Annotated in this window: 12 protein-coding genes; 6 read left to right on the top strand and 6 right to left on the bottom strand. The window is 75.4% G+C overall.

Annotation, left to right across the window (positions count from 1 at the left end):
- Nucleotides 1–16: 16 nt before the first annotated feature.
- On the bottom strand, nt 17–835 hold the full coding sequence (locus AB0I79_RS27285; protein WP_357878098.1) for an alpha/beta hydrolase: 819 nt from the start codon (nt 833–835) through the stop codon (nt 17–19).
- A gap of 294 nt (nt 836–1,129) precedes the next feature.
- On the opposite strand from AB0I79_RS27285, the gene AB0I79_RS27280 reads away from it, so the two are divergent.
- Entirely contained in the window at nt 1,130–2,749 is a 1,620-nt protein-coding gene (locus AB0I79_RS27280; RefSeq protein WP_357878095.1) for a DUF6351 family protein, read from the top strand.
- Between the two features lie 242 nt (nt 2,750–2,991).
- Nucleotides 2,992–3,732 (top strand): alpha/beta fold hydrolase, encoded by a 741-nt coding sequence (locus AB0I79_RS27275; protein ID WP_357878092.1) that lies wholly within the window; start codon nt 2,992–2,994, stop codon nt 3,730–3,732.
- A 6-nt stretch (nt 3,733–3,738) separates the two neighbouring features.
- Here AB0I79_RS27275 and AB0I79_RS27270 read toward each other — a convergent pair whose 3' ends face one another.
- The 3 genes from AB0I79_RS27270 to AB0I79_RS27260 form a co-directional block, all read right to left on the bottom strand.
- A complete protein-coding gene (locus tag AB0I79_RS27270) occupies nt 3,739–6,480 on the bottom strand; it encodes an AAA family ATPase (protein ID WP_357878089.1) in 2,742 nt (913 codons plus the stop codon).
- A 79-nt stretch (nt 6,481–6,559) separates the two neighbouring features.
- Nucleotides 6,560–6,919, bottom strand: coding sequence for a hypothetical protein (locus AB0I79_RS27265; protein WP_357878086.1), 360 nt, complete (start codon nt 6,917–6,919; stop codon nt 6,560–6,562).
- A gap of 7 nt (nt 6,920–6,926) precedes the next feature.
- Entirely contained in the window at nt 6,927–7,589 is a 663-nt protein-coding gene (locus AB0I79_RS27260) for a hemerythrin domain-containing protein (RefSeq protein ID WP_357878083.1), read from the bottom strand.
- 163 nt (nt 7,590–7,752) lie between these two features.
- Between AB0I79_RS27260 and AB0I79_RS27255 the strand changes: the two genes are divergently transcribed.
- The gene (locus AB0I79_RS27255; RefSeq protein WP_357878080.1) at nt 7,753–11,007 is read left to right on the top strand and encodes a LuxR C-terminal-related transcriptional regulator; all 3,255 of its coding nucleotides are present in this window, start codon (nt 7,753–7,755) and stop codon (nt 11,005–11,007) included.
- A gap of 36 nt (nt 11,008–11,043) precedes the next feature.
- Here the strand turns inward: AB0I79_RS27255 and AB0I79_RS27250 are convergent, their stop codons facing one another.
- Nucleotides 11,044–11,820, bottom strand: a complete 777-nt coding sequence (locus tag AB0I79_RS27250; protein WP_357878077.1) for an AfsR/SARP family transcriptional regulator — start codon at nt 11,818–11,820, stop codon at nt 11,044–11,046.
- A gap of 228 nt (nt 11,821–12,048) precedes the next feature.
- Between AB0I79_RS27250 and AB0I79_RS27245 the strand changes: the two genes are divergently transcribed.
- The 3 genes from AB0I79_RS27245 (at nt 12,049) to AB0I79_RS27235 (ending at nt 16,085) form a co-directional block, all read left to right on the top strand.
- Nucleotides 12,049–14,658, top strand: a complete 2,610-nt coding sequence (locus tag AB0I79_RS27245; RefSeq protein ID WP_357878074.1) for a BTAD domain-containing putative transcriptional regulator — start codon at nt 12,049–12,051, stop codon at nt 14,656–14,658.
- A 64-nt stretch (nt 14,659–14,722) separates the two neighbouring features.
- On the top strand, nt 14,723–15,406 hold the full coding sequence (locus AB0I79_RS27240; RefSeq protein ID WP_357878071.1) for a molybdopterin-dependent oxidoreductase: 684 nt from the start codon (nt 14,723–14,725) through the stop codon (nt 15,404–15,406).
- Complete coding sequence (locus tag AB0I79_RS27235) at nt 15,372–16,085, top strand: cytochrome b/b6 domain-containing protein (protein ID WP_357878068.1); 714 nt, start codon at nt 15,372–15,374, stop codon at nt 16,083–16,085. Before AB0I79_RS27240 ends, AB0I79_RS27235 begins: the two co-directional genes overlap by 35 nt.
- On the opposite strand, the gene AB0I79_RS27230 is transcribed toward AB0I79_RS27235, so the two are convergent.
- The gene (locus AB0I79_RS27230) at nt 16,075–17,397 is read right to left on the bottom strand and encodes a GMC oxidoreductase (RefSeq protein WP_357878065.1); all 1,323 of its coding nucleotides are present in this window, start codon (nt 17,395–17,397) and stop codon (nt 16,075–16,077) included. The genes AB0I79_RS27235 and AB0I79_RS27230 overlap by 11 nt on opposite strands.
- Between the last annotated feature and the right edge of the window lie 4 nt (nt 17,398–17,401).

Here is a 17,401-nt window from a genome sequence, read left to right as displayed (position 1 = left end):
AGAATTTTTCCCGCCGCTACCGGGCCGTGGCGCGCGCGGCGTTCTCGATGACCCTGGCCACGATCTTCGGGTGGGAGACGGCCACGGAGTGGGAGGCGCGCACCTCGGTGACGCGGGCGCCGGCGCGCTCGGCCATGAACCGCTGCGCGGCGGCCGGGATGTTGAGGTCCTGGGTGGTGACGATGTCCCAGCTCGGCTTGTCCTGCCAGGCGGCGACCTCGGCCTTCTCCTCCAGGGCCGACTGCGCGATGGGCCGCTGGGTGGCGGCCATGAGCGCGGCCGGGCCGGCCGGCACGTCGGCGGCGAACTGGTGGCGGAACTTGTCGGCCTTGATGTAGAGGTCGGTGCCGGTGCCGCCGCCGGGCAGGGTGAACGGCGCGGGGTCGAGGGCGTCGGGGAGCGTGGAGCCGGGGAACTTGTTCGTCAGCTCCAGCGCCGTCTCTCCCGGGGCAGGCAGGAAGGCGGCGACGTACACCAGGGCCTTGACCTCGGGGTCGTTCGCGCCGGCGATGCTGATGACCGAGCCGCCGTAGGAGTGCCCGACCAGGATCTTGGGGCCCTTGACGTGGTCGAGGACGCTGCGCAGCGCGGCCGCGTCGTTCGCCGGGCCACGCAGCGGGTTGGCCGCGGCGACGACGGGATAGCCGTCGCGGCGCAGCTCCTCGATCACCCCGTTCCAGCTGGAGGCGTCGGCGAAGGCGCCGTGCTCCAGCACGACGGTCGGCTTGGGCCGCCCGGCCGTGGTGGCGCCCGCGGGCCCGGTGACCGCCAGCGCGCCGATCGCGACACCCGCCGACAGGGCGCCCAGCAGGAGCCGCCGCTTGATGCTGACCATGAGACTTCCTTCCGAAGAGGTGGATGCAAGGGGGGCGTCCTCACTCTGGGCCGCGGACGGGTTCGGCCACATCAGTCACTTGACGGTCATTCGGTGGCCGTCCGGCGGCGGGAGGCGCGTCCGGGGCGGCCTTGAGGCGCCCTCGCGCGGCGTGGCGCACGCGACCGGATCGCCGGTTCTGGCCGTCATGTGACTGATGTGCCGCCCCCGCCGGGCGGACGAGAGTAGGCACCGCACCAGGGACCGGCCGGACCTGCTGCTCAGCGACACGCGTCATCCAGCGATGGGAAACTCATGAAAAGACTCCTGGCCGTCCTGGCGGCCGGTGTGCCGCTGGCGGCGGCGATCTGCCTGCCGACCAGCGCCGCGGCGGCCACGACCGCCGCGGCGTTCAGCTGCTCGCCGTCCATCTCCGTGAAGGCGCCGGCGGGCACCACGGTGGAATCGGTGACGGCGCAGCGCCGCGAGGCGGGCACCGTGACCGTCCCGCCGGTGACGCCGCTGCCCGGCACCGAGGTCACCGGCGTGCCGGCCCACTGCGCGGTCACGGTCACGCTCGCCCACCCGGGCGTGGGCGACCACGCCAAGGTGCAGGTCTGGCTCCCCGAGACGGGCTGGAACGGCCGGTTCCAGGCGGTGGGCGGCAGCGCCTTCGCCGCCGGCGACTACGGCGCCGCGCTGGCCGGCGCGGTCAAGACCGGGTACGCCGCCGCCACCACCGACGCGGGCGTCAGCACCTACATCGACACCGCCTGGGCCCTGAACAGCGCGGGCGAGGTGAACAAGGACCTGCTGAAGAACTTCGCCGACCGCTCCCAGCACGAGATGACGGTCGTCGCCAAGCAGGTCGTCGCCGAGGTGTACGGCAAGCCGGCCTCCTACTCGTACTGGAACGGCTGCTCGACCGGAGGCCGCCAGGGCTACATGGAGGCCCAGCGCCACCCCGGCGACTACGACGGCATCCTCGCCACCGCTCCGGCCATCAACTGGGACGAGTTCGAGGTCGCCACCCTGTGGCCGCAGGTGGTGATGAACGAGGAGAACGCCTTCCCCGCCCCCTGCGAGCTCGCCGCCTTCAACCAGGCCGCCGTCAAGGCGTGCGACCCGCTCGACGGCGTCCGTGACGGGGTCATCGGCGAACCCGCCACGTGCGACTTCGACCCGCGCAAGCTCGTCGGCGAGACGGTCGAGTGCGAGGGGAAGCAGGAGACCATCACCGCGGCCGACGCCACCGTGGTCCGCAAGATCTGGGACGGCCCGCGCACGCCGTCGGGCAAGAAGTTGTGGGCCGGCATCCCGGTCGGCGCCGGCTTCGACCTCGCCGGCACCCGGCTCGGCCCGAACGGCGACCGGGTGGGCGCGCCGTTCCCGGTCCCGGCCGCCTGGGTCGCGACCTGGCTGAAGCGCCGGCCGGCCTTCGACCTGTCGACGATCACCTACGCCGGTTTCGCCAAGCTGTTCGCGCAGTCCCAGGCCGAGTACGACCAGGTCATCGGCACCGACGACCCCGACCTGTCGGCGTTCCGCAAGGCCGGCGGCAAGCTCCTCACCTGGCACGGCCAGGCCGACCAGCTCATCCCCACCCAGGGCACCGTGAACTACCGCGAGCGGGTGGAGCGCGCCATGGGCGGCTCGCACCGCGTCGACGGCTTCTACCGGCTGTTCCTCGCGCCGGGCGTCGACCACTGCGGCAACGTCACCAGCACCGGCCCCGTGCCCACCGACGCCCTGGGCGCCCTGACGGCCTGGGTCGAGCAGGGCAAGGCCCCGCAGACGCTGAGCGCCGCCATCAAGGACGCCTCCGGCAAGACGGTCACGCGCGAGCTGTGCCTCTACCCGTCCGTCTCCCGCTACACCGGCCACGGTGACCCGGCCGACGCGGCGAGCTACCGGTGCGCGAAGCCCCGGCACTGACCGGTCCACGTCCCGGGGCGCCCAGGCGCGGCCCCGGGACGTGGCCCTCCCGTCACGGCAGCGGTTCACGTCGCGGCCCCGGGGCGTGGCCCTGCCGTCACGGCAGCGGTCCACGTCGCGCGGCTTCGGGGCGTGGCCCTGCCGTCAGCAGCGGTCCACGTCCGCGAAGGCCGCGGGCGCTGCCCGCGCAGGAGGCCCGTCCGCATGATTCTTGAGCCACGTCCAGCGCTTCCGGAGGCTCCGTGAACCCCACTCCCGTCGTCTTCATCCACGGCGCGTGGCTGCACGCGCTGTCCTGGAAGCCGTGGGGCGAGCGCTTCTCCAGCCTCGGCTTCGCCGTCTCCGCGCCGCTCCGGCCGGGGGAGCCCGCCACGGTGGCGGAGGCCCGCCGGCAGCCGGAAAGCTCCCGCGAGCTGGGGCTCGACGCCCTCACCGAGCACTACGCGGGCATCGTACGCTCCTTCGACACCCCGCCCGTGATCGTCGGCCACTCGGTGGGCGGGCTGATCGCGCAGCACCTCCTCGGCACGAACCTCGGCCGCGCCGCGGTCGCCATCGCCCCCGTCCCCGTGAACCAGGTCGCCCGCGAGCCGTGGCCGGCGTCACTCGACGCGGCGCTGTTCCGCCGGCTGTTCGCCAACGCGGTCACGCAGGAGGAATCGGCGCGCCTCTTCGATCGGCACGCCGTCCCCGCGCCGCCCCGGCTGCTGGCCGAGCTGGGCGGCGACGGCACGCATCCCCGCGCCGACGTGGACACCGGCAACACCGCCCGCGGCCCGTTGCTGCTGATCTCCGGGCAGGAGGACCGGCTGGTGCCCGACTCCGCCACCCGCGCGGTGTACAAGCTGTACGGCGACTCGACGGCGGTGACCGGCCTCAAGCAGTTCCCCGACCGCGGCCACTCGCTGGTCCTCGACAGCGGATGGCGGGCGGTCGCGGACTACGTCCTCCTCTGGCTCGCCGAACGAGGCATCCGTGCCTGACGGGCGTCACCGGGGGAGCTTGCCCAGGGCGTCGCGCAGCGCGGCCCGGGACGTGATCCCCAGCTTCGGGAAGACCCGGTAGAGATGCGAGCTGACGGTGCGCGGCGACAGGTGCATGCGCTCGCCGATCTCCTTGTTCGTCAGCCCGCCGGCGGCCAGCTCCGCGATCCGGCGTTCCTGCCAGGTCAGCTCGACCAGGTGCGACGGCGCGGCGCCGGCGGGCGCCCCCGAGGCCCGCAGCTCGGCCTGCGCCCGCTCCGCCCAGCCGGCGGCGCCGAGCCGGTCGAACGACTCGGTGGCGCGCACCAGCAGCGGCCGTGCGGCCTTGGGCCCCTGGGTGTGCCGGAGCCGGATGGCGTGGGCCAGGCGGATGCGGGCCAGCTCGAACGGGAAGGCGGTGGCTCCCGGCTCGGCCTCGGCGCGTGCGTACATGTCCGCCGCCTCCTTCTCGTCGCCGGTCGTCATCGACATCGCGCCGTAGGTGATCATGGCCAGCCGGGGGGAGAGGGCGGGCAGGCCGGCGTCCAGCGCGGCCCGGGCGTGCCGGTGGGCCTGCTCCAGCCGTCCCGTGTGCACGGCGGCTTCGACCAGGTCGAGCAGCGTGCGCGAGGCCTGGTGCGCGTAGGGTTCGAAGGATCCGGGCGGCGTGATGCCGATGGCGTGCAGGTAGGCGGCCTCGTAGTCGCCCTCGCTGAGGGCCGCGGCCGTGCCGATGGCGTCGGCGATCTGCGTCAGGAACCCGATGCCGCGCGGGCGGGCCCAGGCGTCCACGACCGCCTGCGACTCGCGGGCCTGCTCGGTCCGGCCGCGTACGGCGGCGAGAAGCCCCAGGTAGGCGTGGGTGTGGTGGGTGAACAGCGCGTTCCCGTGCGAGGTGGTCAGCCGCAGGGCGCGCCGGCCCGTCCGCTCGGCGTCGTCCCACTCGCCGGTGGCGAGCTGGTCGAGCATGATCAGGTGCAGCATGGTCATGCCGTTGGCCACGGCGCCGGTCTCCACCTCGCGGTCCACCGCGCGCCGCAGGTGGGGGCGGTACCTGTTCAGCGTGTCGACGTGGTAGGCGGCCACGGCCAGGCGGGAGACGTCCCACGGCTCCAGGGCCGACACGTCGGCGAACGCCCGCTCGACCCGCTCGGGCACGCCCCTGCCGTGGCGGACGACGTCGCTCCACGCGTCGCGGTAGACGGCCGAGCGCGGGTGGACGCGGTCGCCCAGCGAGCGCAGCAGTTGCTCGGTGCGGTGCCACGAGACGGCGTCGCCGGCGTACAGGCTGGTGGCGAGTAACAGGTCCACGAGCCGGGTGAGCACCTCCGGGCTGTCGTCCCGCAGGTTCTCGATGGCCGCCGCGACGCGGTGATGCGCGGAGCGTACGTCGCCGTCCTCGTACAGGGCCACGTACGCAGCGGTGATGGCGGTGGCGGGGGACCCGGCCGGACCTGGTGCCGGGTCCGCGCGGACCAGCCGCTGCGCCTGGTCCAGGAGCGCGGCGTGCCCGGCGATGAACGCGGCGTCGCCGAGCCGCCTGGACCGGTCGGCCGGGGTCTGGCTCAGCTCGGCCGCGCGGGTCAGCCAGGCCACGGCCGCGACCGCGCCGCCGCGCCGGGTCGCCGACTCGGCCGCGGCCTCCAGCGCGGCAGCCACCTCCTCGTCGGGGTCCACGATCGCGGCCGCCAGGTGGCGGGCGCGCCGCTCGACGTCGCCCTCGTGCAGCCGGGCGAGGTCCGCGTGCGCCGCGCGGCGCTGGTTCGGCGTCGCGAGCTGGACGACGGTGGAGCGGACCAGCGGGTGGCGGAAGACGAGCTCGCCGGTGGCGGGGTCGGTGTCCAACAAGCCGGCCGCCACCGCCTCGCCGGTGTCGCGCATGCGGTAGCGCCTGCCGGGGGCGCGGTTCCCGCCCTGGCCCGCGCCGACGCCGTCGAGGGCGCCGCGCAGCAGCTCCTCGCGTACGGGGTCGGCGAGGCGCTCGATGCGCATGCCGTACACGTGCTGGAGGCGGCGTGACAGGGGGACGGCGCCGAATTCGAGCAGTTCCTCGCCCCCCACGTGCGGCGGGAGCTCCACGAGGGCCAGCGGGTTGCCCATGGCGTGCTCCAGGACCAGGCGCCTGGTCCGCGGGCCGAGCCCGGGATGGCGCAGGTCCAGCAGCCGCCCGGCGGCCTCGTCGGGGAGGGGCGCCAGCGCGAGCTCGGGGAGCGCGGCCGTGTCGAACCGCGAGCCGACGTCCGACCGTACGGCGATCAGCATCTTCACCGAGCTGCCCGCGAGCCGCCGCCCCACGAACCCGCACACCTCGATGCTGGAGGCGTCCAGCCACTGGCCGTCGTCGAGCAACAGCAGCAGCGGGCTGCCCGACGCCGCCAGGGACAGCAGGTCGAGAACGGCGATGCCGAGGGACATGACCGACGGCGTCCGGCCCTCGCGCAGCCCGAAGGCGACGTCGAAGGCGGCGCGGTGCCCGTCGTCGAGCCCGGACAGGTGGGGGAGCAGGGGGTAGAGCAGCTGGTGGAGGCCGGCGTAGGGCAGCTCCGACTCCGCCTCGACCCCGGCGGCCCTGATCACGTCGTGCCCGGGGGCGGCGAGGGCGGCGGCGTGGCCGAGCAGGGCGCTCTTCCCGACGCCGGTCTCGCCCCTGAGGACGAGCGCCTGCCCCTGGGTGGCCGCCAGGAACGCGGCCAGCTCCTCCCGCTCGCCGTCACGCCCCACGATCGCCGCCCCGGCCATCGCGGACCCGGCTGTGGTGGAGCCCGTCATCGCGGACCCCGTGATCGCGGGCCTGGTGTCCAGGAGCCCGACATCCCCGATGCCGTCATCGCCGATCCCCCCGAAACGGTCATGACAGCAGGTCCGCCAGGCGGTCGATCTGCGCGATGTCGTCGGACCAGCAGCTCAGCATGACCTCGTGCGCGCCGAGCTCCCGGTACGCGGCCACGGCGTCCCGGATCTCGGGGGCCGTGGTCGCCATCGCCCGTACCGACTGGGCGGCGAGCTCCGGCGCGAGCACCACCTCCGGCTGAACCCGGATCCGCTCGGTCGCCGCCGTCGTCGCGGCCGGCATCACCATGGGCTGGGAATTGTCGTACAGGATCCGGTCCGGCACGCCGATCCTGCCGTACGGGCCCGCGTCCGCCCGCCGGGCCCACGCCACCAGGGCGGCCGGATCGGTGAAGGGCACCGCTAGTCCGAGATTCATGCCCACCTCAGCCTTCCGCCGTGTTCGCCGCGCCCGCCGTGTTCGCTGTGCCTTCCAGGACCGCGAGGGCGGCGTGCGCCTGCTCACGCTTCACGGGCACGAACTGCCGCGCGGGCTCGGGCAGGCCGGCCAGGACGAGCGCGACCTCCTCCTGCGTACCGACCTGGTCGAGGAATCCGACGATCAGGTGCGCGGCCTCGGTCGGCGACGTGGCCACCACCTCGCGCGAGAACGCCGTCCACGCCTCGGGCGAGACGTGCGTGCGCAGCGCGGGGAGCAGCAGCGGCTCCTCGTGATCGAGATGCCGGTGCACCAGGAACCGGACGGCCTCGGCCGCCCGCTGGAACCCGGGGCGGTCGCCGTCCTCGCCGATCGGCACGTCCGCGAGGGCGTCGAGCGCGACGTCGAGCGCGTCGTGCTCCTCGCTCAGCACGCCGAACCGCGCCGCCACCTCCGGCGCCACCGCCGCGATCATCGGCCAGAGCAGGCGGTCCTCGGTCTCGTGGTGGTGCCGCAGGCTCTTGACGAGGAACTCGCGCAGCTCGGCCAGCGCCGCGAGGGGGACGGAGCGCCGGGCGGCGGCCTCGCACAGCAGCGTCGTGGCGCGCCGGTGGAACGCGTGGATGAGGCGGGTCTCGACGACGGCCGCGGCCTCGGTGTTGGTGGACATGTCATGGCAGCGTAGGAGCGGCGGGCGAAGACTCCGTTGACGAACGGTCGGCGTGCGGGGCGGATGTGCCGTCTGCGATGTATACGTCCTGTTGCAGCGTGGCGGGCCCGTTCGGGTATGGTCCCCCAGGACTCGCGCAGCCGAGGTTAGGAGTCGCACCACCATGCCGCTTTTCGGGCGGGAGGCCGAGCTGAAGGCCCTGGCCGGGCTCATCGACGACGTCCGGGACAGTGGCCTCCGGGGCCGTGACGGCGTGCGGGATCGCGACGGCGTGCGGGATCGTGACGGCGTGCGGGATCGTGACGGCGTGCGGGATCGTGACGGCGTGCGGGATCGTGACGGCGTGCGGGATCGCGGCGGTCTCCGGGGGCGCGGTGGCGTCCTCATCCGGGGCGAGGCAGGCATCGGCAAGTCCGCCTTGGTGGCGGCCGCGGCGTCGGCGGCGTCGGCCGCCGGCCTGCGCGTGCTCACGACGACCGGCGTGGCGGCCGAGCAGAACCTCCCCTACGCCGGGTTGCACCAGTTGCTGTACCCGGTCCGCGCGGGCGTGGACGCGCTGCCCGCCCGCCAGCGCGCCGCCCTGCGCAGCGCACTGGGCCTCGGCGATCCGGCCGAACCCGACACCTATCCCGGCGGTCCGGCTGCACCCGACACCCATCCCGGCGGTCCGGCTGCACCCGACACCCATCCCGGCGATCCGGCCGAACCCAGCACCCATCTCGGCGGCACGACTGGACTGAACCCCCAGCCCGGCGGTGGGGTCGGATCGGACGCGCGCCCCGGCGGTGGCGCTGGGCCGGGTGCCGGCCCTGACGACGGTCCCGGAGGGGGTGCGCACCTCGGCGGTGCGGCCGGAGCCGGCGTCTACCTCGTGGGGCTGGCCACGCTGACCCTGCTGGCCGAGGTGGCCGCCGCCCGGCCGCTGCTGGTCGTCGCCGAGGACGCGCACTGGCTGGATCGCGCCAGCGCCGACGTCCTCGCCTTCGTGGCGCGCCGGATCGGGTCCGAGCCCATCGTGATGGTCGCGACCCTGCGGGAGGGGGAGCCCTCGCCGCTGCGGGAGGCGGGGCTGCCGGCGATGACCGTCGGCAGGCTCTCCGGAGAGGCCGCCGCCGAGCTGCTCGACTCGACCGCCCCCGGCCTCGCCCCGGCGCTCAGGGAGCGGATCCTGGAGCAGGCCGCCGGGAACCCGCTGGCGCTGATCGAGCTGCCCGCGGCCACGGCGGACCAGGGCGGCGGCCTCGACTCGCCGGCACCGCTGGGCGAGCGCCTAGAGCGCGCGTTCACCGCCCGGGTCGCCGCCCTGCCGATGCCGACGCGCACCGCCCTGCTGGTCGCGGCGCTCAACGAGAGCGAGTCGGCAGCGGAGACGCTCGCAGCCACGCGCCTGCTCCTGCGCTCGGGAACGATGGGGGACACCGGCCCGACCGAGGACACTGGCCCAATCGTGGGCACGCAGCCGCAGCCGCAGCCGCAGCCGCGGGCGCGGGCGCGGGCGGGGGCGGGGGCGGGGGCGGGGGCCGGTCCGGTCTCCGGGGAGGAGGCCGGGCTGGAGGCCGGGCTGGAGGTTTTCGGGCCGGCCGTCGAGGCCCGGCTGGTCGAGATCGCCGCCGGCGCGGTCAGGTTCCGCCATCCGCTGATGCGATCGGCCATCCCCGCGTCCGCGACGCTCGCCGAGCGCGGGCGGGCCCACCTGGCCCTGGCCGAGACGCTCCGCGAGCACCCCGACCGGCGGGCCTGGCACCGGGCCGCCGCGACGGCCGGGCCCGACGAGGAGGTGGCGGCCGAGCTGGATCGGGCCGCCGCCCAGGCGCTGCGCCGGGGCGCGGTGGCCGCCGCGGTGGCGGCGCTGGAGCAGGCGGCCCGGCTGAGCGAGGAGCGCGAGGGCAAGGCGCTCAGGCTGCTGCGCGCGGCCGAGCTCGCGGTCGAGTCCGGCAGCCGCGCCACGGCCGAGCGCCTGGTGCGCGACGCGCGAGAGCTGGACCTGTCCCCGCGCCGGCGCGCCACCGCCGCCTGGCTGCTCAGCGGCTTCGAGGACGGGGTGCGCGAGGACGTCTCCCGGGTGCCCGAGCTGGCCGGGCTGGCCGCGTCGATTGCCGCGGAAGGGCACGTCGAGCCGGCCGCCCGGATCCTGTGGGGCGCAGCCATGCGCTGCTTCTGGTCCGAGCCGGGCCAGGACGCCCGCCGCCTGGTGCTGCGCGTGGCCGACGGGCTGCCGCTGCCCGCCGGCGATCCGCGCATGGTCGCGATCGCCGCGTACGCGGCGCCGTTCGAGCGGGGCGCCACCGTGCTCGGCGGGCTGCGCGAGCTGGCCGGAGCCGCCGGCGCCGATCCCGAGGTGGACCGTTACCTCGGCAGCGCGGCCCTCCAGATCGGGGCGTTCGACCTGGCAGGCCGCCTTTCCTCGGTGGCCGCGCCAGGACTGCGCGCCCAGGGCAGGCTGGGGCTGCTCCCCAGGGCGCTGGCCGTCCAGGCGTGGAGCCTGACCAGGCTCGGCGACCTGGCCACGGCCGTCCCCGCCGCCGAGGAGGCCGCCAGGCTCGCCGAGGAGACCGGCCAGCCGTTCATGTACGGGCTGGCGACGGCCGTCCAAGCCGAGATCGCCGCGCTGCGGGGCGAGAACGAGCAGGCCCGTGCCCTGGCCGACGAGGCCGAGCGGGTCGCGCTGCCCGCCGGCGCCCGGCCGGTGCTGGCCACCGTGCAGCTCGCCCGCGGCCTCGCGGCCATGAGCGAGGGGCGCTTCGACGACGCGTTCGCCGACCTGAGCCGGATCCTCGACCCCACCGACCCCGCCTACCAGTTCGCCCTGCGCGCCTACTTCCTGGCCGAGCTCACCGAAGCCGCGCTGCGGGCCGGGCGGGCCGCCGCCATGCGGGACGTGCTGCGCGGCCTGGAGCCGCTGGCCGCGTCGGCTCCATCACCCGCGCTGCACATCGGGTTGCGGTACGCGCGCGCCGTGCTCGCCCCGAACGAGGAGGCCGAGGAGCTGTACGCGGCCGCGTTGCGGGCGGACCTGTCCGGGTGGCCCGCCGAGCGGGCGCGGCTGCACCTGGCGTTCGGCGAGTGGCTGCGCCGCCGGCGCCGGGCCGTGGAGTCCCGCATGCACCTGCGTACGGCCAGGGAGGCCTTCGACGCGCTCGGCATGGCCGCCTGGGGCGAGCGGGCACGGCGGGAGCTGCGCGGCGCGGGCGAGTCGAGCCCGACCCGGGACCCGGACGCGTGGGACCGGCTCACCCCGCACGAGCTGAGCATCGCCCAGCTGGCCGCCGAGGGGCTGACGAACCGGGAGATCGGGCAGCGGCTCTACCTGTCCCACCGCACTGTCGGCACCCACCTGCACCGGATCTTCCCCAAGCTCGGGGTGAGCTCCCGGGCCGATCTCGCGCGGATGCTCAGGACCTACCGTCCGGACGAATGAAGCGCAGTAAGAAGCAGTGGGGCGGGGGTTCGCCGGTCAGACCAGTGAGGCGCCGGCCGACATGCTGATGCGGGCGGACATCCTGCGCAGTCCGGGGCCCGGGTCAAGGCCGAGGTCGTCGGCCAGCAACCGGGCGATGCGGCGGTAGGCCGCCAGCGCGTCCGCCGGGCGGCCGTCGCGGTCGAGCGCCCACATCAGCAGCTCCCACAACCGCTCGCGGTAGGGCTCCGCCGCCGTGGCGAGCGTCAGCTCGGCGATCGCCGCGCCGCCGTCGCCCCGCTCGATGTCGAGCGCCCAGCGCTCCTCCATGGCGGAGGCGCGCAACTGCTCCAGCCAGGTACGCCGGCCCTCGAAGAAGGCCCCGCCCAGCCCGTCGAACGCCGGCCCGCGCCACAGCGCCAGCGCGCCGCGCAGCAGCCGGGAGGCCTCCGCGACGTTGCCCCGCTCCCGGGCCCGGCGCGCGGCGGCGGTGGTCTGGCGGAACACCGTCACGTCCACCGCGCAGGGGTCCACGACGAGCTGGTAGCCGCCGCCCGCCGACCTGATCTCCGCCTCGGTGCCCAGCCCGGCGCCCCCGCCGTCGGCCAGCACCCGGCGCAGGCGCGAGACGTACGTGCGGGTGCTCACGACGGCGCTGCGCGGCGCCCGGCCGGCCCACAACGCGCTGACGATCTCGTCGATCGAGACCTGGCGGCCCTCGCCGAGCAGCAGCAGGGCGAGCACCCCGCGCTGTTGCGGGGACCCCGCGTCCAGCTCCTCCCCGCCGCTCCAGACGCTGATCGGGCCCAGCAGCCCGAAACTCACTCCGCCCATCGAGGTTCCCCCACCTCTTGCCTCGCGTGCATCGTCGCCGATGCCCCGGAGGGCATCTCTGACAGACCCTACTGACGCCGCGTCGTGGTTTTGGCATATTGCCGGGCTTGTCCGCAGTCTGTAAGGTCTCGGTCGCGGGCCGGGTCCTGCGGGACGTACACGTGACGTACACAGACGGAGTCATCTGACGCTCGCGGCGCGGATCCTGCCGAACCTACCTTCGGGGACATGCTTCCGCCTCCCTGCAGGTTCACCATCCTCGGACCTCCCGGCCTCGCCTGCGGTGACACCCGCCTGGACCTCGGCACGCCCCAGCAGCAGGCCGTCCTGATGCTGCTGCTGGCCAACAGCGGCAGCTTCGTACGGATCGGCGAGGTGATCGACGGCCTGTGGGGCGAGCACGCGCCGGCCACCGGCGAGGCCGTCGTCAGGACGTATATCTCCCGCATCAGGCGGCTGCTGTCCGCGCACGGGCTGGACGCGGTGATCAGCTCCAGGTCCGGCGGTTACATGCTCGACCCCGAGCTATTCGCGGTGGACGCCATCGAGTTCGCCGACCTGCTCGAAGCGGCCAGGCTGGAGCGCGAGGGCGGGCAGGTCCCGGCGGCCGTGAAGCTGCTGGAGCAGGCGCTGGCCCTCTGGACGGGCACGGCGCTGGCCGGGGTTCCCGGCGACGCGGCCGAACGCGAGCGGTTCCGGCTGGAGCGGCTGCGGCTGGTCGCCGTCCAGGAGCTGCTGCGGTTGCGGCTGGAGCGCGGCGAGCACGCCGAGGTGGCGGCCGAGGTGCCGCTGCTCATCGAGCGGAACCGGCTCGAAGAGCCGCTGTACGAGATCTACCTGCTCGCCCTGTACCGCGGCGGTCGCCGGGCGGAGGCGCTCGAGGTCTACCGGATGGTCTACGACCTGCTGGGCAAGGAGCTGGGCGTCAGCCCGGGGCCCCGGCTGCGTGCCGTCCACGACAGGATCCTGCGCGCCGAGGCGGACCCGGGCGACGAGCCCGCGCCCGCGCCGTTCCCCTCCCCGGCGTCGTCCGTGTCACCCGCGCCACCCGTGCTGTGGGTGGCGCGGCCCGGTCCGCGGGGGCCGTCCGCGGGGCCCGCCGCGGCGCGGTTCGTCGGCCGTGCCACCGAACGCGCCGCCTTCCTGGACCTGCTGGCGCAGGGCCGCCCCGGGGTGCTCTTCGTCCGCGGGCCGGCCGGCATCGGCAAGTCGGCGCTGCTGCACCAGCTGGCCGAGGACGCCACCGCCGAGGGCCGCCAGGTACGGCACCTGCACCCGAGCGCCGAGGGCCGGCCGGTAAGCCTGAACGCCACGGCCGAGGGCCGGCCGGTAAGCCTGAACGCCTCCGCCGAGGGCCGGCCGATACGTCCCTCGGGCCCGTCCGCCGGACCCCGCGAGCGCCTCGAACGGTTCGCGGAGGAGCTCGCCGGGGCCGCGGGCCCGGTCCTGCTCATCGACGCCTTCGAGGAGCTGGCCGGGCTCGAGGCGTGGCTGCGCGACGACTACCTCAGGCGCCTGCCCGCGGACACGGCCGTCGTGGTGGCGGGCAGGAGCGGGCCGAGCGCCGCCTGGCTCACGGATCCGGCCTGGTCGGGAGCGATCGTGATCAGGCATCTCGAAGCCCTCACCGCCGCGGAGTCGGCCGCGCTGCTCGAAGCCCGCGGCGTCGAGCCCGGCCTGCGCGGGTCCATCGCGGACTTCGCCGCCGGCCACCCCTTCGCCCTGTCGCTGGCCGCCGAGGTCGGCAGGAGCATGTCGGCCACGGGACAGCCGTCGCGCCGCGAGGCGGCCCGGCACGTGGTCGACGGCGTGCTCGCGCTGCTGGCCGGCGACGTGCCATCGGACCTGCACCGGTGGGCGCTGCACGTGTGCGCGCACGCCCGCCACACCACGGAGGACCTGCTCGCCGTGGTGCTGCCGGGCGGCCGGGCGGCGGAGCTGTTCGACTGGCTCAGGGCGCAGCCGTACGTCGAGACCGCCGCCCGCGGCCTGGAGGTGGGCGGCGTGCTGCGCGAGGCCCTCGACCACCACCTGCGCTGGCGCGACCCCGCCGGCTACGAGCGGATGCACCGCGCGATCCGCCACCACGTCATGGACGAGCTGCTGCGCGGCGCCCGCGACCCGCACGCGAGCGTGGCGGTGATGCGCACCATCAGCCGGCTGCGCCGGCGCGGCGGAGTCCTGGGCCGGTACGTGTCGCAGGTGGGCGAGGAGGACGTGCGCGCGTGCGCGGTGACCCCGGACGACCACGACGAGGTCGTCGCCATGGCGCGCGAGTCGCAGGGCGAGGTCACGGCCGCGTCCGTCCGGTTCTGGCTGGACCGCAGGCCGGAGGCGTTCACCCTGCTCCGCTCCCGCGGGAGCGGCCGGCTGCGGGCCTTCATGAGCTGGCTGACGCTGCGCCGCCCCGAGCAGGAGGAGCTGGACGCCGACCCCGTCGTCGGGGAGATCTGGCACGACGTGAGCCGGCGCACGGCGCTGCCCCCGGACGGGCACGTCGGGATCGCCCGGCATCTGATCTGCCCCGCCTACGAGGCCAAGCCGTCCCCCATCACGGACGTGTTCCAGGCGTGGATGCTGCGCCGCTGGCTGCACGAGCCGGGGCTGGCGGCCTCGTACCTGATCGTCGCGAACGGGCCGCTGTGGCGGCCGTTGATGGAGTACCTGGGCCAGTACGAGCTGACGCACGCGGGCGCGGGCCACCCGTACGCGATCTTCGGCCACGACTGGCTGGCCGACCCGCCGGAGGTGTGGCGTGACCACCATCTGGACGAGGAGCTGTGGGCGGAGCGAGGCCTGTTCCTGCGCCAGGAGGTGTCCCGTGCGGAGCAAGGCTGACGGAAGTATTACCGGAACCGGTCCTTCCTCGCGGGAGCATGCCGCGGCTGCTCGAATCGCAGGCGTGACCGATCAACGACACCCGAAGGAGAGCGGCCCGCCGATCGCGCGCCGGACGATGCTCTCGATGCTCGGCGCGGGCGCCGCCGCCCTCGCCGCCGCCCCTCTCGTGCAGAACGGCTGGGAACGGCTCGCCGCGACCGACCCGACCGGGCTGCTGCCCGGCCCGGGCGGGTTCCGCTACTTCAGCGTGGCGGGCTCGGTGCCGGAGAAGACCGCGGCCGACTACCGGCTGCGGATCGGCGGCCTCGTCGAGCGGCCCATCACGTACACGCTGGACGAGCTGCGCGCCATGCCGCAGACCCGGGTCGTCGGCGACGTCGAGTGCACGGACGGCTGGCGGGTGCCGCGCACCCCGTTCACCGGCGTGTCGCTCGCGCACCTGCTCGACCTGGCGGGCGTGCGCCCGGAAGGCACGGCGCTCCGCTTCACCTGCTTCGACGGCGTCTACACCGAGAGCCTCACGCTCGACCAGGCGCGCCGCTCCGACGTGGTGGTGGCCCTGGACATGCAGGACAAGCCGCTCACCCACGAGCGCGGTGGCCCGGTGCGGCTGTACGTCGCCCCGATGTACTTCTACAAGTCCGCCAAGTGGCTGTCCGGCATCTCCGTCACCGAGAAGGTCGTCCCGGGATATTGGGAGGAGTACGGCTATGACGTCGACGGCTGGCTCGACCGGAGCGCCTGACGGGCCGCGGCGTTCCGGCTCGGCCGAAGCGTCCGGGCGGGTGGGGCGTTCCGGCTCGGCCGGAGCGTCCGGGCGGCTGCGGCGCTTCACCCGCGCCGAGCGCCTGGTCCACCGCGCCACGGCCGCGCTCATGCTGCTGTGCGCGGGGTCGGCGGCGTTCCTCTACTTCGCGCCGCTGGCCCAGCTCGTCGGCCGCCGCCATCTGCTGGTCGTCGTGCACGAGTGGTCGGGGCTGCTGCTGCCCGCGCCGTTCCTGCTCGGGCTGGCCGCCCGGTCGTTCCGCGCGGACCTGCGCCGGCTCAACCGGCTGGCCCCGTACGACCGGCAGTGGCTGCGCGCGGCCCGTAGGGGCACGCCGGGTCCGCGCCCGGCCGGCAAGTTCAACGCGGGGCAGAAGATCTGGGCGGGCTGGATCGCCGGGGCCGTGCCGGTGATGGCGTTCACGGGGCTGCTGATGTGGTTCACCGGGGCGCTGCCGTGGATCTCCCGGACGAGCGCGATCTTCGTGCACGACGTGACGGCGCTGGCGATCGCCGTCGTCGTGCTCGGCCACATGCGGCTGGCCTACCGGGACCCGGAGGCGCGGCGCGGGATGCGCTCGGGGTCGGTGACGTGGGGATGGGCCAGGAAGCACCATCCCCAGTGGGCCGAGGAGGAGGCGGCGCGTGTCAGGCGATGAGCTCGGCGGCGCGCTCCGCGATGCCGTACACGGCGGCGGCGGGGTCGCCGGACACGATCGACGGCATGACCGAGGCGTCGGCCACGCGCAGGCCGTCGAGGCCGAGGACGCGCAGCTCCTCGTCCACCACGGTGCCGATCGCGCAGGTGCCGGCGTGGTGACCGGAGGCGTCGGGGCCCGCGCGCAGGTACGCCCGCAGGGCCCTGGTGTCGCGCACGTCGGGGCCGGGCAGCACCTCGCCGCCGCGCCAGCCGTCCAGGGCGCGTGCCCCGCCGATCTCCCTGGCGGCCCGCAGGCCGGCGACCATCGTGGCCAGGTCGCGCGGGTCGGAGTAGGGGCGGGGGTCGACGGCGGGCGGGCTGGTGGGCGAGCAGGAGGCCAGGCGTACGGTGCCGCGGCTGCGCGGGCGCACCAGGGACACGCGGATCGTGTAACCCTGGCGCGGGCCGCCGAGCGCGGGGGAGTGGCGCGGCACGTCCAGGAAGGTGATCTGCAGGTCGGGCCCGTCCGGCGCGTGCGGGCCGCGCAGCAGGCCGAGCGCCTGCCCGTGGCCGTTCCTGGGGGCGAGCAGGGAGCGGGCGGGGGTGTAGACCAGCCCGGCTGTGACGTGGTCCTGCAGGTCCGAGCCGACCCCGGGCAGGTCGTGCGCGACGGCGACGCCCGTCTCGCGCAGGTGCCTGGACGGCCCGATGCCGGACAGCATCAGCAGGTGCGGCGTCCCGATGGCGCCGGCCGCGAGCACCACCTCCCTGGCGGCCCGCGCCGTGACCTGCTCGCCGTCCACGGCCCAGACGACGCCCGCGCACCGGCCGCGCTCGATCAGGAGGCGGTGGACGAGCGCGCCCGGCACCACGCGGAGGTTGGCGCGGCCGGCGGCCGGAGCCAGGTAGGCGGCGGCGCCGTCGGTGAGGCGCAGGTCCGGCCGGCCGAAGCCCTCCTCCAGGCCGGAGGAGACGTCGGCGGCCCTGGGGTGCCCGGCCTCCTCGGCGGCCGCCACGCAGGCCGCGATCACGGGGCTCGGCTCGGCGGCGAGGGCGACGCTCAGCGGGCCGCTCCGGCCGCGCCATCTGGGGTCGCGTCCCGGTGCGCGCTCGCTGCGCTTGAGGTAGGGCAGGAGGTCGTCGAAGCTCCATCCCCGCGCCGCCCAGGCGTCGTAGCCGGAGCGGTGCCCGCGGGTGAAGGGGCGGGGCGCGGGCGCGCCGGTGTCGCCCGCGGCCAGGAGCAGCACGCTCACGTCCGGGTCCTGGGAGAGCCGGGCCGCCAGCACGCCGGCCGCGGCGCCCGCGCCCACCACCACGTAGTCGTACTCCACAGCC

Origin of the sequence: Nonomuraea sp. NPDC050202 (assembly GCF_040656115.1) — a bacterium.
In the GTDB taxonomy this organism is placed as follows: Bacteria; Actinomycetota; Actinomycetes; order Streptosporangiales; family Streptosporangiaceae; genus Nonomuraea.
The sequence above is the reverse complement of the archived record's forward strand: the minus strand, read 5'-3'. Positions and strand labels throughout refer to the sequence as shown.